We start from the raw sequence: 20826 nt of genomic DNA on the forward strand, positions 1-20826 counted from the left end.
CCCTCCCCCGCCGCGCTGGGGCGGCTATGACGGCGGGTATCGCGGCTATGAGGGCGGTTATGGCTGGCGCGATGCGGGCTATGGCTATCGGCCGCACTATCGGCCGTATCGCCGCTGCTGGACGGAATATCGCGGCTGGGAGCGGGTCCGCATCTGCCGCTGATCGGAAGGGCATCGTCCTTCCTCCCCTGTACGGGAGGAAGGCGGTGTCCCTTTAGTCCGAACCGAAGATGTCGCGGGTGAACAGCTTGTCCGCGACATCGGCCAGTTCGGGATCGTTGCGGTTGGCGATGATGACGTCGCTGTCCTGCTTGAACTGGCCCAGGTCGCGGTACACACGCGATCCGAAGAACGCCTCGTCCTGCAGGGTCGGCTCGAAGACGACGACCTCGATCCCCTTGGCCTTGATCCGCTTCATGATCCCCTGGATCGAGGACTGGCGGAAATTGTCCGAGCCCGCCTTCATGGTCAGGCGGAAGATGCCGACGCGCCTGGGCGCCCGCGCGATGATCTGGTCGGCCAGGAAATCCTTGCGCGTGCGGTTGGCGTCGACGATCGCCCGGATCAGGTTCTGCGGCACGTTGGTGTAATTGGCCAGCAGCTGCTTGGTGTCCTTGGGCAGGCAATAGCCGCCATAGCCGAAGCTGGGATTGTTGTAATGCGTGCCGATACGCGGATCGAGGCCGACGCCCTCGATGATCTGGCGCGTGTCCATGTCGCCGGCGATCGCATAGCTGTCGAGTTCGTTGAAGAAGGCGACGCGCATCGCGAGATAGGTGTTGGCGAACAGCTTGATCGCCTCGGCCTCGCGGGTGCCGGTGAACAGGACGGGAATGTCCTGCTTTTCCGCGCCCTGGACCAACAGGTCGGCAAAGATGCGCGCCCGCTCCGACTGTTCGCCGACGATGATCCGCGACGGGTGGAGGTTGTCGTGCAGCGCGCGGCCCTCGCGCAGGAATTCGGGGCTGAAGACGACTTGCTCGGTGCCAAGGCGCGCGCGCACATCGTCGATAAAGCCGACCGGGATGGTCGACTTGACGACCACGGTCGCGCCCGGCGCATGGGTCTTCGCCAGCGCAATGACCGCCTCGACCGAGGAGGTGTTGAAGCTGTTGGTGTCGATGTCGTAATTGGTCGGCGTGGCGACGATCACGTAATCCGCGCCCGACAGCGCGTCCGCCGCATCGGTGGTCGCGGTCAGGTCCAGTGTGCGGCCGGTCAGGAAGTCCTGCAGCTCAGCATCGATGATCGGCGAGGTGCGCGCATTGACCATCGCCACCCGCTCGGGTGAGATGTCGACCGCGACGACCCGGTTATGCTGGGCCAGCAACACCGCGTTGGACATTCCGACATAGCCGAGGCCGAAAACAGCGATCTTCATTCCATGCACCTTAGCCAAGAGGGAGACCGGCCCGCCGGCCCCCCCGCCATGCTTCGTCGCCGGCCATGCCCGAAGGACCCGGTCAGGGCAATTGCCAGGGTGCGAGGATGGGGGGACCTGTCCCGTTTCGCCACAATATCGGACTCTCCATTCCTCCCCTGCAAGGGGAGATGGCAGGCCGCAGGCCTGACGGAGGGGTGTCCCGCTATCGAGAGGGTGACACCCCTCCGACGCGCCACGCGCGCCACCTCCCCTTACAGGGGAGGAATAGCCATATTCTTACAGCCCCAGCGCCTCCGCCACCTTGGCCCAGCTGACATATTTGAAGTTCTGCGTGTCCGGCGCGTTGTCGCCGTCCTGCGCGACGAACAGGCCCTGGGGGTAGTCGGGCCCGAAATCGCCCAGCACCAGCTCGATCCCGTCGGTTTCGCTGGTCCCGTCGATCGCGCCGCCCCCGATGCGGAAGCGCCCGGCATAGGCCATGTCGGGCAGGCGATAGACGGTATAGGCGCTGTCGCCCTGGCTGGAGACCACCAGATAGCCACCCGTCGCTCCCTTGGGCGCCAGCGCCAATCCTTCGGCATCGGCGACCAGGGTCCGGCCGTCGACGCGGGCAATCGGGGTTGCGGTGGTCGGTGCAGCGGGATCGGCCGCGAAGCGCCACAGCCCGACATCCTCCTCGGCGACATAGAGCTGGCCGGTGCGGTCGTCGGCCACGCAGCCCTCCGCCTGGGTGCCCAGCTTCATGCTGCGTACCGTGTCCACGCGCGGGGTCGCGCCCGACAGGTCAATACGGACCTGATCGATCCGCCCGTCCTTCAAAACGACAAAGCCGAACAGTGCTTGGTCGCTGGCGCGGGTCCACAGGCACATGCCATAGGCCTCGCCCGCCCCCACCGGATAGCGGCCCATCGGCACCAGGCGGCGCGCAGCGGTGTCGAGGGTGAACAGCGCGACATGCGCATTCGCCACATCCGCCCGGTCGCTGGCCGCAGCGATCACCCGTCCGTCGGCCAGCGTGCGCAGGTCGACATTGTTCAGCCGCGCGGCGGGCGTGAAGGACAGGCGTTTGCCCTTCAGGTCATAGACATGAATGCCGACCTTCTTGTCGGTGCCGATGACCAGGCTGGCGGCCGGGTCGGCCGCGTTGCGCCAGATGGCGGGATCGTCCGCCGCATCCGCCACGCTGTCGACCGGATCGGTCTCGGCCGTGGCGGCGATGACCGGGGCGGCGGCTTGCGGCGTGCTCGCGGGCATGCTGGCGCACCCCGCGAGCAGCAGGGTCAGGAAAGCGGCCCTCACAGCTTCACCCGCAGGCCGCCGAAGATCGTGTAGCCGAACTTCTCATATTCATAGGTCCGATACCGCTCACCGAAATAGCGCACGCCCGGGGTATTGGTCAGGTTCTTGCCCTCGGCGAACAGGTTGATGCCGTTCGCCATCTGCACGCTGCCCGTGACGTCGAGCTGGCCACGCCCCTCCCAATACAGGTCGAGCGCGGGATTGTCGGCGTTGATCTCGTCCAGATAGTCGGAGCGTTTGGTATAGGCGACGCGCAGGTTCACGGGGCCGCGCTCATAGAAGACGCTGGCATTCCACATATGCGTCGACTGGCCCGGCAGCGCGAAACGGCTGCGCCCGGCAAAGCTACCGTCGAAGGTCGCATGCCCCTTGGTATAGGTATAGTTGGCGAAGACGCCGAAGCCGCTGAGGAAGCCGGGTAGGAAGCTCAACTGCTGCTGCCAGTTCAGCTCGACGCCGTAGAGCTCGCCCTTGCGCGCGTTGATCGGGCGGCTCAGGATCGCCCCGCCCACACCATTGTACACGCCCGTGCTGGTCAGCGTGTAGCGATAGTCGGACAGGTCCTTATAGAAACCGTTGACCGAGATCACGCCCAGCGGCCGGATATAATATTCCAGTCCCGCATCGGCATTGTTCGACAGGGTCGGCCGCAGGTCGGGATTGCCGAACTCTACGCGCACCGTGTTGCCCTCGCTCGTCTCCAGCACGCGCGGCGCGATCTGCGGGAAATTGGGACGGTTGATCGCGCGGCTCAGCGCAGCCCGCAGGATCAGATTGGGGGTGAAGGCCTGGCGCAGCGTCAGGTTCGGGAAGAAATCGGCATAGCCGTTATGCCCGCGGGCGGTGACGACTGCACCGGTGCGCGAGACGCTGGGCGCGGTGCTTTCGAAATCGGTCGTCTCGACGCGCAGACCCGCGACCAGGGTCGTGCCGTCCTTCACATATTTGGCCATGCCGAACAGGCCCAGGATCTTCTCCTCGGCGGTGTAATCGGCGGTCAGCGACTGCGGCAGGCGGCGTTCCGAGGCGGCCTTGGTCGCGTCGAAATAGGCGTCCGCCAGCCCGGTGTCGAAGCGCTTGCCCAGGTCATAACCGAAGTTGCGCGAATCCTCGTCCGAGAGCAGCCCCGCCAGCGTCTGGCTCGGCGCGGACGAGGTCCGGCGGTCGCGGAACCGCTCCTCATCGGCGTTGATATGCCGCTCGCGATATTTGCCACCGGTCGAGAAGGTCACCAGCTCGCCCACCGGCAGGTCGGTGCGGACCGCCAGCGTCAGTTCATCATTCTTGGTGGTGTTCGACCGATAGGCATTCTCGCGGAACGCGAAGGTGCCGGTCTGGAGATGCTCCTTCGACGTGAACAGCGAATAGCTGGGCAGGTCGACATCGGCGAAGTCGTAGGAAAGCGTCGGCCGCAGCGACGAGCGGAACAGCAGCTCGTCACGGCGCGGATAGGTCTGCGACGTCTCGCTATAGGCCACGTCCGCCCGGATCGTCCCCTCGCCCAGCCGCTGTTCGATGCCCGCAGTCGCCGACCAGATCTCGTTCACCTGTTTGCGGTGGCGGACCTGCTTTTCGACGCGCGTGTTGCGATACGTGGCGGCGCGATCGGTCGATCCGGCCAGCAGCGTGCCCTCGCTCCACAGGATGCCAAGCCGGTCGCGAAACTCGTCATCCTCGAACCGGGCATAGGTTCCGCGCACCCAGGCATGGGTCATGTCCGACGGCCGCCACTCGAACGCACCGGTGCCCGCGATCCGCTGGCGCTTGGTGTCGTAATCCTTGAACAGCGTCTCGGTGACACGCAGGCCCGCCGGGGTCTGCGACCACGTATTTTCGACATTGTCGGGGCGGCGATGCGTCATCGAATAGCTGCCCGAGAGCAGCAGGCCGAACTGGCGGTCGGGACCGAAGGTGTCGCTGACCGCGGCCGATCCGCGATAGTCATGGCCCTTGCCATATTGGTTGTAGCTGGTGCCCGCCATGCCGGTCAGCGCAAAGCCCTTGCGGTCGAAGGGCGAGCGGGTGGTGATGTTGACCGCGCCCGCGATCGAGTCCGCATCCTGATAGGGGAGCAGCGACTTGGTCACTTCCAGGTTCGCGACGATGTCCGAGGGCAAGGTATCCAGGTCGACCGCGCGGGTGTTCGGATCGACCGAGGGGATCTGGATGCCGTCGACCGAGACCGCCGACCATTCGGACGGCGCGCCGCGCACGTTGATATAGCGGCCCTCGCCCTGGTCGCGCTCGATGCCGACCCCCGGCGCGCGCTGCAGCGCTTCGGCGATATTGGGGTCGGGGAAGCGACCGATCGCGTCCGACGAGATGACGGTGATGGTGTTGTCCGCCGTCCGCTGCTGGTTGAGCGCGCGCGCGGTATTATCGAGCAGCGAGGCACCGGTGACGACGATTTCGCCGCGCGGCCCCTCAGCGGTCGACAGGGTCAGCGACAGCGGGCGATTGCGCTCGGTCGCGGTGACGACCCGCGTGACCGGCGGGCGGCCGAGATAGTCGATCAGCAGGGTGACGTCGCTGGTCTCGTCGGGGGCGACTAGGCTGAACTCGCCTTGGAGGTTGGTGGTCGCCTGCGCGCCCGTCCCCTCAACTACGATGCGCGCGCCGGGCAGCGCGGTGCCGTTCGCGTCATAGACGCGGCCCGACAGGATCGGCCCCGACAGGGTGACGCCCGCAGGGGCGCTGTCCGGCGCCTCGGCCCGCGCGACCGTGGCGGCGAAGCCCAAGGCGATGAATGAGGCGCCCGCGAGACCGCGGATGCCGGAACGAATGGCGTGCATGATGCTCCCCCTGGGTGCTGGTCGTGCCGACACCCTCCCCGGCGCCGGTCGTTCCCGCCCCCGTGGCGGCGCATTGTTACGCAAGCATGATGAAGTAATGACGGATGGATGACGGCGACGTCATCCATCCGTGAGACGGCGGATGTCCCCTTCGCCGCGCCGGAAAGGGAAGAAAGCGCTCACCCCTTTGTCAGGTACATCCCCCGCAGCTTCGCGATTTTGGCCGCATCCAGGCCCAGTTCGTCCTTGAGATACCCCATGGTCCCGCCGGGATGACGGTCGGTCACGGCGAACACCGCGTCGATGTAGCGGCGGTCGACACCGGCGAAGGTGCGGGCGGCCTCGGGCGACAGCTTGGCCCAGAAACCGGTCGGGTGCGCGGGCGGTGGAGCCATGTGCTGGTTGGAGAGGAGATAATCCTCGACGATCGTCGCACGCGGCACGCCCAGCGCGGTCAGCAGCAGCGCGGCGGCCACGCCCGTCCGGTCCTTGCCCGCCGTACAGTGAAAGGCGAGCGGCACGTCGCCCGCCAGCAGCTCGGCGAACATGCGGCGGTACTGGCCGTTGAACTGGTCGAGCAGCCTGGGATAGGTGGCGGTCATCGCGTCCACGACCTGCTCATGGGTCCAGGTCGCGGGGTCGCCGGGCAGCTGCATCGCGCTCATGTCCAGCGCATAATCGTCGCTCAGCACCTTCGGCTTCTGTCCGGCGGGCCAGAGCGTCGGCTCGTTTGTGCGTTCGCGCGTGTCGCGAAAGTCGCAGACGGTGCGGATGCCCAGCTTTTGCAGATACGTGTAATCCGCCGGGGTCAGGTCGTGCATCTGGCCCGAGCGATAGAGCAGCCCCCATTTCACCATCCGGCCATCGGCGGTGCGGTAGCCGCCCAGATCGCGGAAATTGCGCCCGCCCTGCAGCGGCAGGACACGGGTCTGCGCCGCGCCCGCGACCGGAGCAGAGGCCGAAGCCCCCGCCCCCATCGGCCCACCCACCGGCACCGCCAGCACCATGGCAAGAGCGATCAGGCCGCGCATCAGAACTTCACCCCGGCTTCGAGGCCATAGGTGCGCGGTTCGTTGAAGAAGCCCGACACGCCGGTCAGCGTGTTCAACCCCTTGTAGAACATATGCTGCTCGTTGAAGAGGTTGCGCGCCCAGGCCGACAGGGTCAGACGCGCGCCCGTGTCGTTCAGCGCGATGTCGGCGACGCCGATCCGGCCGTTGACGACGAAGCCCGGATCGCCCTTGGGCTGGCTGACCCCTGGCGCGGGATCGTTGTAATTGGCGTAGAAGCCGCTGTCGTAATTGGCGTCGAGATGCGCGATCAGATTATACTCGCCCATCGGCCGGTCGTAATCGATCGATCCGCTGGCGGCGTGCGCCGGGGTATAGACCGGATAGATCTTGATCGGCGTCGTCACGATCACACCGCTCGCCCCCTGCGGGAAGGGGTTCACCGTCGCCGGGATGGTGACGTCGTTGTAGGAATAGCTCGCCCCCAGCGTCAGCCCGGTCATGGGCGCGAAGGTCAGCTCGGCCTCGAACCCCTTGGCGCGGCCGGTGCCGGGTGCGTTGGTCGTCTCGATGGTGGTGCGGTTGGTCTGGAGCAGATTGCCCTGCGCGTCGACCTGCAGGTAATTCGCCTGGAAGTCGATCTGGATCGCCTTATACGCGCCGGTATAGGCGGCCAGGTTCAGGCGGGCACGGTGGTCGAGAAACTCGGTCTTGGCGCCCACCTCAAACATCGACAGCGTTTCCGGGTTGAACGGGGCATAGCGCAGCGAGCGCGAGTTGGCGCCGCCCGACTTATACCCCTCCGACCATTTGCCATAGACATGGACGTCGCCCGTCACGTCATAGGCCAGCGTCACCAGCGGGTCGACGCGCGACCAGCTGGCATCCAGCGTGCGCGGGCCCACCACGCCGTCGACATTGGGCGTCTTGCCGTTGACGATGAACAGCTGGCCCTTCTTCATGTCGCGGGTGTAGCGCGCGCCGCCGGTAACGTGCAGGCGATCGTCGAGGATTGCCGGGGTCCAGGTCGCCTGGCCGAACGCGCCGATGCTGCGCGTGGTGATCCGGCTGGCGCGGTCGAACGGAACGGTGGCGATATTATAGGTCGCGATGGTGGAGGCAGTGCCGTCCGCGTTCCAGATATTGGTGTTGAACGCCTGGGCATTGTCCTCGGTATGCTCGCGGTACGCCATGGCGCCCGCGACATATTTCAGGCGCGGCGCGTCGCCGATCAGCTGGATTTCCTGGCTGAACTGGTTCTGGGTAAAGCCCGCCAGGCTGTAGCGGCTGAAGCTGCCGTTCGGCTTATAGGTGGTGCTGTTCTGGCCGCCATTGTCATACTGGCTCTGGTCCAGTTCGCGGTACGCGGTGATCGACTTCAGCTGCAGCCCGGGCGCGAGGTCGAGGCCCAGGGTCAGACGGTGGCCGTGCGTCTTGCCGATGCTCTCCTGCTGCGGCACCCCGATGCTGGCGCGGCGCACCCGGTTGGGCTGGAGCGGCAGGGCGGGCGCACGGGTCAGCGTTCCGGCCGTGATCGCCTGGAGATAGAGCGGGGTAGAGGCGTCGTAGGAGGTGTCAAACGCATAGTCCGCGCTCACCCCGTCTTGCGGCTTCCACAGCACCTCGACATGCGCGCCGTGCCGGTCGAAGCCGTTGAAATCCGCCTGGCCGGGCAGCGGATTGTCGACCAGCCCGTTCCGCTTGGTGACGATACCGTCCAGCTTAACGGCGAAATTGTGCCATTCGGGCAGGTTCAGATGCGCCTCGACCTTATGCGCGCCGAAATTGCCGATGCCTGCGGTCGCCGACAGGCCGAATTCGCCGGTGGGCTTCTTGGTCACGATGCTGACCGCGCCGCCCTCGGTATTGCGGCCGAACAGCGTGCCCTGCGGACCTTTGAGCACCTCGATGCTCTCGATATCGTAGAGCGCGGTGCCCAGCCCCTGGGCGCGCCCCAGATATACGCCGTCGATATAGACGCCGACGCCCTGGTCGCGCGCGGGCTGGTTGCTGTCGGCCAGCACGCCGATGCCGCGGATATTCATGATGAGCGCGGAGTTGCGCGAATAGAAGGGCGCGACACGTAAGGACGGGATCGCGCCGTCCTGCAGGTCGACCAGCGACTGGACGTGCCGGTTCGCCAGATCCTCGGACGACAGGACCGAGATCGCGATCGGCGTCTTCTGCAGGCTCTGGGGCCGCTTTTCGGCGGTGACAATGATGTCGTTCAGCGCGCCGTCGGCATTGGTTTTCTGGTCGTCGGGCGCGGTCGTCCTGGTCGGGTCGACCACCGGGTCGGCCGCCAGCGCAGGCGTGGCGAGCAGAAGGGCCAGTGCGCTGGACGCAAGACAGCGCCCCGCGAAACGCGGGTCGAACGAGATCATGATATGGATTCCCCCAAAGGACTGTGCGGCCGTCCCTTGGTGTCGGATCGTTGCGACTTGATGACGTTATGGGGGAAGAATGCGGTTTTTATGATGACAATGGCGTCATGAAAGCTGCCTCTTCCGCACGTCAAAGTGCAGCGATCAACTTTCCGCCTTATATGGAAGAACAGGTCGTGCCGCTTGACCACGATCAGAAAAATAGCCCCTCGGCCATGTCATCTCGATCGCGCAGGACCAGCGCGGCCTGCCTCTCCTCGACCAACTGCTCGGGACTCGCCAAAATCGGACAGCGGCGGTGACGGAACCAGATAAGTCGCCCGCTCTTGTCCAGCTGCGCTCACGCAGCCGGTTTGCCTCGTATAGCGACCATGGCGCGCCGTCCCGCGAGCGATTATGACCGACCGGTCAGGAGAACGGGGATTGAAGGAAGCCATCGGTTTTTCCAGCGAGGGGATGGACGAGGACCTCGCCTTCGACCGGTATCGCCAGCTTTATGCAAACGGCGCCGATGTCATCCGGCTGAGCGGCCCATTCCACGCACGCGTCACCGGCTGGCGGTTTCGCCACATGCTGCTGTTCGACCGGCACCTGTCGGGCATGGCTCATGTCCGGGAAGAGAGGGTGCAGGCGGATGGCTTCGACCATATCGTGCTGCACCATGTCCTGTCGGGCACGCTGATCGGCGGGCCCCGCAGCGGGTTCAAGCGGGCGGGGCCCGGCGACATCGTCTTTCTCGACACACGGCGCGGCCACCGGACCGAGGCGCGCGACCTGCACGTCATCACCGCCAGCATCGCGCGCGAGTTGGCGCTGGCTGCGCTGGGCAGTTTGGGCGCGCTGCACGGGCTGGTCGTGCAGGCCCCCGACACCGCGATGCTCAGCGACTTCCTGCAATCGCTGGTCCGCCATGCCCCCGCGCTGGACGACCGGCATGACGGCGCCTTTGCCCGCGCACTGATCGAACTGCTGCCGACCGCGCTGGGCGGCCCGCGCGACGTCGCGGTCGAGGCGCGGCGCCAGGACCATCTGCGCCGCGAGGCCGTCGAGCAGTTGATCGATCGAGAGTTGGCCAATCCGAACCTGACCGGCGCGGTCGTGGCGGAACGGGTCGGGGTGTCGCGCGCGACGCTCTATCGCCTGTATCAACGGAGCGGCGGGATCGCGCGCCATGTCCGCCGACGCCGCGTCGATGCGGTCCGCCGCGCGCTGGAGGGCGCTGAGGAGCGTGGGCTGGACGAGCTGGCGCACGATTATGGGCTGGGCGACGCGGCGGGACTGGTCCGCGCCTTTCGCGCCGACCAGGGGACCGACCCGACCGAATACCGCGCGCGCTTCCGCCGGAACCAAGGCGATGCGGTGGAGACGGGCACTCGCCGCTGGAACGGCTGGATGCACGAACTGGATTAGGGACCTGCAAAGCCGGTGGAAGCGGGAGTTTCGCAAAGGATGTTTCGTCAGGCCCGGCGACCTGCCACCTTGCCTTCCTAGGGGCTATCGCCTCTGTTGGCCCGCATCGCCACCAGCCCCGCCCCGCACCCTACCAGCCCGGTCATGCCCAGCACCCGGCCGATCGCGTCGGCCAGGCCGGTCGGGCCTGCGATCGCCTGGGCGGCCGCGCCGACCGCCCAGGGGCCGAGCGCGGTGCCGAGCAGCGTGACGAGGGTCAGGAAGATCGCCGTAGCCTCCACCCGCAGATCGGGCGGCACCCTCTGCTGTAACCCGATCAGGCCGTTCGCCAGCGTGATCGACAGCCCGACGACCGCCACCACTAGCGCGGCGAGCGCCAGCCCCAGACCGCTCGCACGCGTCAGCGGCCACAGTGCCAAGGTCGCCACCGCCAGTCCCAGCAGCATCAGTCCAGGCGCCCCCCTGCCCCAACGATCGGCGAGCATCCCGCCCAGGACATGCCCGAACGCCCCAGCCAGCATCATCGCCAGCCCGACATACAGACCCGCGCGGGGCGGCGTCAGGCCATGAAGACGGATCAGAAGGCTGGCCGACCAGCTGGTCAGCGACTGGATCACCAGCACCGCGCACAACGCCGCCAGGATGTGGGGCAGCAAGACGCGCGCATCGGCGATCATCCGGCGCAGCGCTTCGCCCATAGGCTGCCCCCCGCCCTGCGGTCGCGCGTCAGGCGATGCCATTCGCGACAGCACTAGTGCCAGCGGTAGGCCGATCGCGCCGCCTGCGACGAACACCGCCCGCCACGGCGCGACCGCCCCGCCGACCAGTGCGAACAGCGCCAGCAGCGCGCCGCCTCCGATCATGGCCAAGCCCCGGCCCAGCGACGCTCCCCCGGTGAACAGGCTGATCCCCCGCCCCCGATGCGCTGGCGCCATGGCGGCGACGATCAGGCCCATCGCGGCGGGGCCGATCGCGGCCTGGGCCAGGCCCAGCATCATGCGCGCCCCCGCCAGCGTCCCACCCGATGTCGCCAGGCCGCAGGCGATGGTCGCAACGCTCGACCCCGCCAGCGCGACGGCGAGCAGCCGCGCCAGCGGCCAGCGGCGCGCCAGTAGGATCATCGGGATGATGGCGACGCCGTTGACGATGGCAAAGGCGGGCCCCTGCAACGCACCGATCACCGCATCGCCCAGGCCCAGATCGGCCTTGATCGGCTCGATCAGGATCGACAGCAGAAAGCGGTCGCCGACCGCCAGCATATGGGCCAGCGCCATCAACCACGCGACGCGATAGCCCTGATGCCGGGAAAGAGGGGGCAAGCGGACTCCTTCGTCAGTATCCGGTGACCGACCGCGTCGCCATGCCCGCCGGGGGCCGATCCGAATACCGGTTCACATCCTCTTCGGCATAGAACGGCGCATCGTCTTCGGAAAGGCCGATGCGAATCCGCTCCGGGCCTACCGCAGTCATCAACGGGGCCGCGACGTCCCAGTCCGCATCCAGCCAGGTCGCGCGATCCCCGGTCGCGATCACCACCGGCATGACGGGAAAGGGGCCATCGGTCGGACAAGCCAGCATCGCGAAACAGCGCGCATCGCCGGTATCACGCCACAGGCCCGCAATGGTGAAGACGGATTCTTCGATCATGGTGAACCAGCCGGACCGTCCGTCGCGCCCGTCACGGGGCGGCAGCGGCGCGGCGCAGGCGGTGACCGGGATCAGGCAGCGCTGCGCCGGACGCGTCGCCAGACGTCGCCACCAGGGCAGCGACATACTGAGAATCCAGGTCGTCGGCCAGCATCCGGCGCCCCCGCTGATGTCCCAGCGCTGGGTATCCAGGCTCAAACCGCCGCTTGCCGGCGTCCGGCGCAACACGAAGGCGGGCTGGCCGGGCCAAAGCTCGCCCAGATGCGACCAGTTGCCCCACGATCCTTGCGCGGCCCCGTCCAGCCCGAACGTCCGGCCCAGCGCCTCGGCCGTCCGGTCCAGCATCGCGCGGTCGCGCCCGTGCGGCTTAGGGCTGGGATGCAGCGGATAGATCGACATGGGGACGGCTCGGTACGGTCCAGATCCATTGGCGGCGCGTCGACGAGTAACGGCGCTGCACCCGCCGACAGATCAGCATGTGGCGGCGATGGTCGCTCTGCAACTGGACGAAGCCGAACAGCAGGAACACGGCCTGCCAGTTGCGATGGCGCCGAAAGGGAATGGCAACGGGCAGGGCGAACACGATCGGCCTTTGACAACATGAAGGAAGGACGGCGGACGACTGGCGTTGAGACAGTCCGTCCGCTTCGGCTTTAATCCTTTAGGTCAATCGGTTGGCAGTGCCCATGGGCCACGCCCCCGTGTCTCACCGTTGAGACGGTCGGCGCCGGAACCTTTCGATCGCGCCTCGCCGGGGCGCGCGCGCTCCCCTTTCTATACGGAAGCAATGGCGCTCCCGATCGCCTGGGCCGCCAACCCGCGGACATCGACCCGCGCCTTCAGCCGTGCGCAGAGCAGCGCAGTCCCGCTGATCTTGCGCTGGACGAACAGCGTCTCGACATGCGGCACGTGCCAGGTGTCACGGTCGGCGATCATCGGCCTGGTCTCCTCGCGCACCACCGGCACGAAGGCGCGGTCGCCGAAGTCGAATGGGCCTGGCCTTGCCATCGTGTCGTCGATCGCGGCGATGATCCGATCGACCGCCGGACGGTGCGCGGCGACCGCCTTTTCGCCCAGAAAGCCCGTCTCCACCGCGATCTCGCGAATCCGGTCGCGGTCATGCGCCAGACCCGCCTCGATCAACCGGCGATAGGAGGCGGCGGTCTCGACCGGCACGTCGCGCGCCGCCCCGAAGTCGAGCAGGACGAGCCGCCCCGTCTCCGCCTGCCAGCGATAATTGGCGAAGTTCGGATCGGTCTGCATCATGCCGAAGTCGAACAGCTCGCGTAAGACCAGCTGGATCAGCGCAGTCATCGCGGTGTCGCGCGTCTCCTGCGGTGCCTCGGTCAGCGTCTCGATCGACTGGCCGGGCACGAAGTCCATCGCCAGCACCAGCGGCGTCGTCAGCTCGGGCACCGGCGATGGCACGATATAGCGCGGATCGCCCGCCAGATGCGCGCCGTACACCCGCATCCGGTCGGCCTCGCGGATATAATCGGCTTCCTCGGCCAGCTGACGCTTGGCTTCCTCCAGCAGCGGCTTCAGGTCGATCGAGGGGGGCAACAGGTTCGACACCCGCAGCAGCGTGGCCACATTGTCGACGTCCGACCCGATGCTGTCGCGCACCCCCGGATATTGCACCTTGATCGCCAGCACCCGACCGTCGGGCAGCGTCGCGCGGTGGACCTGCCCGATTGAGGCGGCGGCCATCGGCGCGGCCTCGAAATGACGGAACTTGCGTCGCCAGTCGGCTCCCCACTCGGCCTTCAGCACCTTGTCGAGCTGCGCAGGCGGCATCCGGTACGCTTGGTCGCGAAGCCGCGCGAGGATGGTCTGAAGCTCCGGCGGCAACAGGTCGCCCGCGTCCATCGAGATCATCTGACCCAGCTTCATCGCCGCGCCGCGCAAATGCGACAACCGGTCGGCGACGCGCGCGGCGTTGCCGGGGGTCAGGATCAGGTCGCCGAGCCGGGGCCGCTCGCCCTGGGCCAGCCGCCGCGCGCCCTCGGCCAGCATCCCGCCGGCGACACCGCCCGCCAGGCGGCCGAACGCGCCCGCGCGGGCGAAGCGGCCGCTGGGGACCGCACCATGCTGGGTGGGATCATCCGTCATGCCCCGACATAGCGGCGGGCGCGCGGCTTGGTTCCCCCAACCGGCGCGCGATCACCCAGGCGGCCAGGATCACGACGAAGGGCATGGCCGGATAGTGATACCGCGTCTGCCCGGTAAAGCCGAAAGCCAGCGCGGTGCAGAATAGCGGCATGACGCCCGCGACCAGCATGGCGGCACCCTGACGCCCCGCCCACGCCGCGCGCGCCGCCCGCCCGATGCCGATGGCCGCCAGCACCAGCAGGGCCATGTAGAATAGCTGGTTCACCCCTTGCGCGATCTTCCACAGCCCCGCGCGCTCGGGATGGCTGGCGTCGAGCGACCAACAGCCGTCGCCGTCCTTCAGCCAGAGCAGCGCGACCTTGCGCACTCCCAGCAGCCCCCAGCGCACGGGATGCGCGGCGATCCAGTCGGTCGCCATCACCTTCAACCGGCGGTCGATCTCGACCTGCCGCTGCACCCGGTCGGCAAAGGGAATGCCGACCTGCGCCCAGAGGGGGGATTTCTCGACTTGGAAATAGCCGCCATCGGCCAGGTCGTTGGCCCCGGCCTGCAGCGCGACGCCGCCATTGGTAGACACCAGCACGGGCGCACCCAGCACCGCGCGGTTGCGCATCGTCCACGGCGCGACGACAACCGCCATCCCCGCCGCAATCAACAGCATCAGCAGCAACGCCCGCCGCCAGTCCACGCCCCGCGACACCCACAAGGCGCCGACCAGAAAAGGCGGCAGGAGCATCGTCTGCGGCCGCATCAGCATCGCCGCGCCCAGCACCAGCGCGCCAACGAGCGCCCAGATGAGGCCCTTGCCGCCCCGTCCCTTCAGGATCAGCGCGATGCCTGCCAGCGTGACAGCCGTCGCGGTCGTCTCGGCCGCGGTGTCGCCCGTATAGGCGATATGCGCGGGGTAGAGTGCATAGAGCAGCCCCGCCAGCCGCGCCGCCCCCTCTCCGGCCCCCAAGCGGCGCGCCAGCCACAGGATCAGCAGGATGGTGGCGGCCTGCGCGATCAGGTTGAACAACAGCGGCCCGAACAGGGTGGGCCCAAAAAGCCAAGTCGCCACACCGATCAGCGCAGGATAGCCGACCGGCCAGAAGGCGGTCGGAAAGCCCCCCTCCTGATACCCCATCCCCGCCGCAATCTCCCGCCCCCGCTCGAGATACCAGAGCGAATCCGTTCGCGGGCTGATCGGAAAACCCAGGATCAACCCGAGACGAAGCGCGAGCGCCAGCAGCAGGATCGCCGGTATGACACTGCGGGCTCTGGCAAAATACGCCCAAGGACCGGACGGCGATGGGCTGACGGTCTGCGTACCAGACGACATGATGGCTTCCCCATGGCGACGCATCCCCCGAGCGCCGGAACGGCTACGCTAGAGGAGCGGGGAGCGGCGCGGCAAGGGGGCGGTGGGTCGCCAGGGCCTTTCCCGGCCTGCGGTGGGTCATTGCGGACATATGTTCAATCTCCGCACGGAGCCGCGCTATCGTTCGGATTGGATAGCATTTGGGAAACGGCCAAGAGCGCGTCGATAAGCCCCCCTCTCCCGCGCGCTGCCGAGACGTGGGCGCGGACGGTGATGCTGTTGATGCTGTAGTGGCCGGCATCCGTCATGATCTCGGCCAGCGTCACCGCCACGATCTCCCAGACCCCGGCTTCGCTCCATCGCCGGAACCAAAGGAGATGGTGTTCCAGCTACCGTGTTTGGGCGGCCTAGCCTCCAAAGTTCGTCGCACGACAGCACCGAAATCGCTACAGCGTCCAGATCAGCACATTACCGACCAGCACCACCGCCATCACCAGCATCAACACGCCCTTCCGCCGATCTCCGCGCCGGATGGTCAAAATCCCGCCCGCGACACAGGCAAAGGCCGCCAGCATCGCGATCCCCGGCGCAGCGTTCGCAATCCCCTCCATCAGCCCGCCAGCACACGCGCATAGGCGGCACGGTCGACATTGCCGCCGGACAGCAGAATCAGCATCCCCTCCTCCGCCGCGACCTTGCCCGCCAGCAGCGCGGCGAGCGCGACCGCGCCGCCCGGCTCGACCACCAGGCGCAATTTGTCGGCGGCGAAACGCTGCGCGGCCGCGACCTCGGCCTCGGTGACCGCGACACCCTCCGCGCCGCGCCGGGCCAGCACCTCGAAGGTCAGCGGCGAGACGCGCGGCGTCTGTAGCGAATCACAGGCGGTCGGCGGCGGGCTGTCGCCCACCGGCTCGATCCACCCCGCCTCCAGCGAGCGGCGCATATCGTCCCACCCCTCGGGCTCGACCACGGTGACCTTCGCCTCGGGCAGCGCCAGGGTCAGCCCCGCCGCCAGCCCACCGCCGCCACAGGGCGTCACGACATGCCCCGGCGCCGCCATGCCCAGCGCCGCCATCTGGGCCGCCGCCTCGATCCCCGCCGAGCCCTGGCCCTCGATCACCCAGGGATCGTCGAAGCTGGGCACGAGCGTCGCCCCACGCGCCTCGGCGAGTCGGCGCGCGATCTTCTCGCGGCTTTCGGTTGCGCGATCATAATCGACGATCTCTGCGCCCAGCGCGAGCGTGCCTTCGCGCTTCGATACGGGCGCGTCGGCGGGCATAACGATGGTCGCCGCGATTCCCAGCCGCCGCGCCGCCCAGGCGATTCCCTGCGCATGGTTGCCCGATGAGAAAGCGACCACGCCCCGCGCCCGCGAATCCGCGTCCAACGCGGTTAATCGGTGCCACGCGCCGCGCAATTTGAATGCGCCGATCGGCTGCAAATTCTCGGCTTTGAAAACCACAGTTTTTCCGTTGATATTCAACGGAAATATCGGCGACGGCGGCAGGATTCTGGCGATCTTTTCGGCGGCGTCGCGGACCCCTGCTTTTGTCGGTTGTCTTAAGATTGTCACTTTTTATCTCCGACGCCCTCTCTACCGCTTTACATTCCAAAAAGCGGACCCTATTTCGCGCCTCCGCTGCCCCATGGGACTTCCAACCGCAAGGCAGCTTTTTGTCACCGTATGCCGTCAGGCAATTGGAGGTCCCTTGAGTTGCACCAGAATCATCGCGCGCTGGGGCTAGCTGCCCACTCGACCGCCGTCCCCTCCAATCTGGAGCGCGGCATCGACATCGCCAAGCGTCGTCCGGCTGATCCGGTCACGCTGCTTCGCCCGCACGCCGCTGCGCGCGCCGCCCGATTCTTCGTCGAGAAGTTTCCGGGCCGGCCGATGTATGCGGTGAAGGCGAATCCGTCTGCGGATCTGATCCAGATCCTGTGGGACAATGGCATCACCCATTTCGACACCGCCTCGATCGCGGAAGTTCGTCTGGTGAAGTCGGTCGCCCCGCAGGCCGTCTGCTGCTTCATGCATCCGGTGAAGTCGGAAGAGGCGATTGCCGAGGCCTATTTCACGCACGGCGTCCGTACCTATTCGCTCGACAGCATGGAAGAGCTGGAGAAGATCGTCCGCGCCACGAACGGCGCGACCGACCTGACCCTGTGCGTCCGCATCCGCGTGTCGTCGGAATATGCCAAGCTGAGCCTGGGGTCGAAGTTCGGCGTCAGCGTGGAAGAGTCGAAGGACCTGCTGATCGCGACCCGCCAGGTCGCCGATGCGCTGGGCATCTGCTTCCATGTGGGCAGCCAGACCATGACCCCCGACGCCTATTCGGCGGCGATGGAGCGCGTGCGGGCGGTGATCGTCGGCGCGGCGGTAACCGTCGACGTGATCGATGTCGGCGGCGGCTTCCCCTCGGCCTATCCGGGCATGACCCCGCCGCCGCTGGAGCGTTTCTTCGAGACGATCCACCGCGCGTTCGAGAGCCTGCCGGTGTCCTATTCGGCCGAACTCTGGGCCGAGCCGGGCCGGGCACTGTGTGCGGAATATTCTTCCGTCGTGGTGCGCGTCGAGCGTCGTCGCGGCAACGAGCTGTACATCAATGACGGCGCGTACGGCGCGCTGTTCGATGCGGCGCATATCGGGTGGAAGTATCCGGTCCAGCTGCTGCGCGAGCCGGCTTCGGACGCGCGTGACATGGACTTCAGCTTCTGGGGCCCGACCTGCGACGACCTGGACTTCATGCAGGGTCCGTTCCCGCTGCCCGCGGATACGAACACCGGCGATTATTTCGAGATCGGGATGCTGGGCGCGTACGGCCAGGCCATGCGCACCCAGTTCAACGGCTTCACCTGCTACGAGTTCGTCGTGACCGACGACGAGCCGATGTTCTCGGTGTACCGCGACGAGGTCGAGCAGGCCCGTCCCGCCAACGTCGTCAAGCTGTAACCCAGCCCGACTAGCAATCTCTATAACCCTCCCGCTTCGGCGGGAGGGGAATGGGGTGGCGTTGCGGTTTCGACCGCGATAAGGCCCCTTCCCATACCCGCCCTGCCACCGCGCAGGACCGGGCCAGCCGGGTTACCGCGTCCCCAATAACGACGACGGCTTCTCGATGATGATGGAACCATCATGACCGACACGCAGATCAACGACACCCGTAAGGCCGAGCTCCTCTCGAGCGTGGTCGAGCATATCGACATTACCTCGTTCGACGCCCGCCCGATCATCGATTCGATGGGCAAGATGAGCTTCACCAGCCGCGACCTGGCGCGCGCGACCGGCATCTACAACCAGATGCTGGCCGACAAGGACTGCTCGATCTTCCTGGTGATCGCCGGTTCGACCTCGGCGGGCGGCTGCATGGACCTGTATGCCGAGCTGCTGCGCTCGAACATGATCGACGGCATCGTCGCCACCGGTGCGTCGATCGTCGACATGGATTTCTTCGAGGGCCTGGGTCACAAGCATTATCAGGCGCTGGAAATCCCCGACGATAACACGCTGCGTTCGCTGTACATCGACCGCATCTACGACACCTATATCGACGAAGAGCAGCTGCAGGACTGCGATCACACGATCGGCAAGATCGCGGACTCGCTGGAGCCCAAGCCCTATTCGAGCCGCGCCTTCATCCGCGAGATGGGCAAGTATTTGGTCGAGCACGGCAAAAAGGAAAACAGCCTCGTCAAGCTCGCCTATGAACATGACGTGCCGATTTTCTGCCCGGCGTTCGTGGATTCGTCGGCAGGCTTCGGTCTGGTGAAGCATCAGGTCGAGCGCGCCAAGGAAGGCAAGCCTTACATGGTGCTCGACGCCATTGCGGACTTCCGCGAACTGACCGACATCAAGATCAAGGCGGGCACCACCGGTCTTCTGATGATCGGCGGCGGCGTGCCGAAGAATTTCATCCAGGACACGGTTGTCTGTGCCGAGATCCTGGGCCATGACGACGTGGAAATGCACAAGTACGCGGTGCAGATCACGGTGGCCGATGTTCGTGACGGTGCCTGCTCGTCCTCGACGCTCAAGGAAGCGGCGAGCTGGGGCAAGGTCGATACCGCGCTCGAGCAGATGGTGTTCGCGGAAGCGGGTTCGGTCATGCCGCTCCTCGCCTCGGACGCCTATCATCGCGGCCACTGGCGTGAGCGCGTGAAGCGTCGTTGGGGAGCGATTTTCGACTAATGCTGGAATTTCTTGAACGCGATCAGCTTGCCTATGTGATCATCGGCATCGTTCTGGTTACCGGGTTGGCGTTCGCGATCCCGTATAGCCGTCGGCGCAAGCGTGAAAAGCTGCGTCGGCGTGGGATCAAGAAATACGGTCATTGAGACAAGGGGGCGGAGGCGAGAGCTTTCCGCCCCTTTTCTTGTACGGCCTTTTCACTTGATCGGCGCGCGCGGGCCCGGCACCCTAACACCTGTGTAGCGCTATCAGGCGCCGAGGATGAGGGGATGCCAGTGATCGACCGACGCTCTTTGATCGGGGCCATGGCCACCGTGCCGCTGGCGACCCGCGTAGCAGCCCAGACCGCTCCCGCCGCACCCGCGATGACCCCCTGGCCCCCCGCCGAGCATTTCCCGCTCTGGCCCGGTCGCCCGCCGGGTGCGCGCGCGACGCTGCCCACGCCCAATCCGTCGATGAACGGCCCGGCCGGACGTCAGGAATTGTGGCTGCGCGGCACCGCCACTCCGATCGTCGCGGTCTTCCGCCCCGAACGCCCCGATGGCCGCGCCGTGCTGACCATCCCGGGTGGCGGCTATGGTTTCGTGTCCATCCAGAATGAAGGGATCGACGTCGCCAAGACGCTGAACCCGCACGGCATCACCGTCTTTGCCCTCTCTTATCGCCTGCCATCGGAAGGCTGGGATCATCAGGCCGATGTACCGCTGCAGGATGCGCAGCGGGCGATGCGGCTGATCCGCGCCAATGCGGCGCGCTATGGTATCGACCCGGCCAAGCTGGGCATTGTCGGCTTCTCGGCCGGTGGGCATCTCGCCGCGTCGCTGACCGTTGGGTATGACGACAAGGTCTATACCCCGGTCGACGCCGCCGACCGGCAATCGGCCCGCCCGCGCTTCTCCGGCCTGGTCTATCCGGTCGCCAGCCTGTCGACGCCGAGCACGCATCCCGGGTCACGCGACAATCTGCTGGGCCCCAATCCCGATCCGGCGGTCAAGGCGCGCTACGACAATCCCCGCCGGATCAATGCGAGCACGCCGCCGCTCTTCCTGGTCCATGCGGTCGATGACGGGCTGGTCCCGCTCGACCAGTCGATCGATGTGCTGACCCAGGCGCGCGCCGCCAAGGTGCCGGTCGAGGCGCATTTCTTCGAGCGCGGCGGCCATGGCTTCGGCGCGATGAGCGCCCCGGAAGGCTCGCCCGAGCGGCTGTGGCCGGACCTGTTCGATCGGTGGATCGCCCAGACGTTGAAGGGGTAATCTCTTCCTCCCCTGCAAGGGGAGGGGGACCAACGAAGCTGGTGGA

Annotated in this window: 18 protein-coding genes; 5 read left to right on the top strand and 13 right to left on the bottom strand. The window is 66.8% G+C overall.

Annotated elements, in window-relative coordinates; all coding sequences use genetic code 11:
• Nucleotides 1-214: 214 nt before the first annotated feature.
• The 5 genes from SSA01S_RS16165 to SSA01S_RS16185 form a co-directional block, all read right to left on the bottom strand.
• A complete protein-coding gene (locus SSA01S_RS16165) occupies nucleotides 215-1381 on the bottom strand; it encodes a nucleotide sugar dehydrogenase (RefSeq protein ID WP_061781192.1) in 1167 nt (388 codons plus the stop codon).
• A 279-nt stretch (nucleotides 1382-1660) separates the two neighbouring features.
• Entirely contained in the window at nucleotides 1661-2683 is a 1023-nt protein-coding gene (locus SSA01S_RS16170) for a phytase (RefSeq protein WP_082795146.1), read from the bottom strand.
• Nucleotides 2680-5475 carry a TonB-dependent receptor gene (locus SSA01S_RS16175; protein ID WP_217996066.1) on the bottom strand — a complete coding sequence of 932 codons (2796 nt, stop codon included), beginning with the start codon at nucleotides 5473-5475 and terminating at the stop codon, nucleotides 2680-2682. The genes SSA01S_RS16170 and SSA01S_RS16175 overlap by 4 nt, the downstream gene beginning before the upstream one ends.
• A gap of 179 nt (nucleotides 5476-5654) precedes the next feature.
• Nucleotides 5655-6506, bottom strand: coding sequence for a tyrosine-protein phosphatase (locus tag SSA01S_RS16180; protein ID WP_061781193.1), 852 nt, complete (start codon nucleotides 6504-6506; stop codon nucleotides 5655-5657).
• A complete protein-coding gene (locus SSA01S_RS16185; protein ID WP_061781194.1) occupies nucleotides 6506-8869 on the bottom strand; it encodes a TonB-dependent receptor in 2364 nt (787 codons plus the stop codon). The genes SSA01S_RS16180 and SSA01S_RS16185 overlap by 1 nt, the downstream gene beginning before the upstream one ends.
• Before the next feature lie 423 nt (nucleotides 8870-9292).
• Here SSA01S_RS16185 and SSA01S_RS16190 point away from each other — a divergent pair, with 423 nt between their 5' ends.
• Nucleotides 9293-10279 carry a helix-turn-helix domain-containing protein gene (locus SSA01S_RS16190; protein WP_061781195.1) on the top strand — a complete coding sequence of 329 codons (987 nt, stop codon included), beginning with the start codon at nucleotides 9293-9295 and terminating at the stop codon, nucleotides 10277-10279.
• Nucleotides 10280-10356: 77 nt separating this feature from the next.
• On the opposite strand, the gene SSA01S_RS16195 is transcribed toward SSA01S_RS16190, so the two are convergent.
• From SSA01S_RS16195 to SSA01S_RS16220, 8 genes are all read right to left on the bottom strand, one after another.
• Nucleotides 10357-11598: an MFS transporter gene (locus tag SSA01S_RS16195; protein WP_156477881.1), complete on the bottom strand. Its 1242-nt coding sequence runs from the start codon at nucleotides 11596-11598 to the stop codon at nucleotides 10357-10359.
• Between the two features lie 13 nt (nucleotides 11599-11611).
• A complete protein-coding gene (locus SSA01S_RS16200) occupies nucleotides 11612-12325 on the bottom strand; it encodes an SOS response-associated peptidase family protein (protein WP_156477883.1) in 714 nt (237 codons plus the stop codon).
• On the bottom strand, nucleotides 12294-12509 hold the full coding sequence (locus SSA01S_RS16205) for a hypothetical protein (protein WP_061781198.1): 216 nt from the start codon (nucleotides 12507-12509) through the stop codon (nucleotides 12294-12296). The genes SSA01S_RS16200 and SSA01S_RS16205 overlap by 32 nt, the downstream gene beginning before the upstream one ends.
• A gap of 191 nt (nucleotides 12510-12700) precedes the next feature.
• The gene (locus SSA01S_RS16210) at nucleotides 12701-14038 is read right to left on the bottom strand and encodes an ABC1 kinase family protein (protein WP_061781199.1); all 1338 of its coding nucleotides are present in this window, start codon (nucleotides 14036-14038) and stop codon (nucleotides 12701-12703) included.
• Complete coding sequence (locus SSA01S_RS16215) at nucleotides 14028-15359, bottom strand: ArnT family glycosyltransferase (RefSeq protein WP_167348932.1); 1332 nt, start codon at nucleotides 15357-15359, stop codon at nucleotides 14028-14030. Before SSA01S_RS16215 ends, SSA01S_RS16210 begins: the two co-directional genes overlap by 11 nt.
• A 134-nt stretch (nucleotides 15360-15493) precedes the next feature.
• Entirely contained in the window at nucleotides 15494-15670 is a 177-nt protein-coding gene (locus tag SSA01S_RS19980; RefSeq protein WP_156477885.1) for a hypothetical protein, read from the bottom strand.
• Between the two features lie 114 nt (nucleotides 15671-15784).
• Entirely contained in the window at nucleotides 15785-15949 is a 165-nt protein-coding gene (locus SSA01S_RS19875) for a hypothetical protein (protein ID WP_167348933.1), read from the bottom strand.
• Nucleotides 15949-16857, bottom strand: coding sequence for a threonine ammonia-lyase (locus SSA01S_RS16220; protein WP_244885698.1), 909 nt, complete (start codon nucleotides 16855-16857; stop codon nucleotides 15949-15951). Before SSA01S_RS16220 ends, SSA01S_RS19875 begins: the two co-directional genes overlap by 1 nt.
• 195 nt (nucleotides 16858-17052) lie before the next feature.
• On the opposite strand from SSA01S_RS16220, the gene SSA01S_RS16225 reads away from it, so the two are divergent.
• The 4 genes from SSA01S_RS16225 to SSA01S_RS16235 all read left to right on the top strand — a co-directional run bounded on the left by SSA01S_RS16225 (nucleotide 17053) and on the right by SSA01S_RS16235 (nucleotide 20780).
• Complete coding sequence (locus SSA01S_RS16225; RefSeq protein WP_082795148.1) at nucleotides 17053-18288, top strand: type III PLP-dependent enzyme; 1236 nt, start codon at nucleotides 17053-17055, stop codon at nucleotides 18286-18288.
• Nucleotides 18289-18471: 183 nt separating this feature from the next.
• Nucleotides 18472-19524, top strand: a complete 1053-nt coding sequence (locus SSA01S_RS16230) for a 1,9-bis(guanidino)-5-aza-nonane synthase (protein WP_058717240.1) — start codon at nucleotides 18472-18474, stop codon at nucleotides 19522-19524.
• On the top strand, nucleotides 19524-19670 hold the full coding sequence (locus tag SSA01S_RS19880) for a hypothetical protein (RefSeq protein ID WP_167348934.1): 147 nt from the start codon (nucleotides 19524-19526) through the stop codon (nucleotides 19668-19670). Before SSA01S_RS16230 ends, SSA01S_RS19880 begins: the two co-directional genes overlap by 1 nt.
• A gap of 123 nt (nucleotides 19671-19793) precedes the next feature.
• Nucleotides 19794-20780 carry an alpha/beta hydrolase gene (locus SSA01S_RS16235; protein ID WP_061781202.1) on the top strand — a complete coding sequence of 329 codons (987 nt, stop codon included), beginning with the start codon at nucleotides 19794-19796 and terminating at the stop codon, nucleotides 20778-20780.
• The last annotated feature ends 46 nt before the right edge of the window (nucleotides 20781-20826 follow it).

It is taken from the genome of Sphingomonas sanguinis NBRC 13937, from assembly GCF_001591005.1.
Lineage (GTDB): Bacteria > Pseudomonadota > Alphaproteobacteria > Sphingomonadales > Sphingomonadaceae > Sphingomonas > Sphingomonas sanguinis.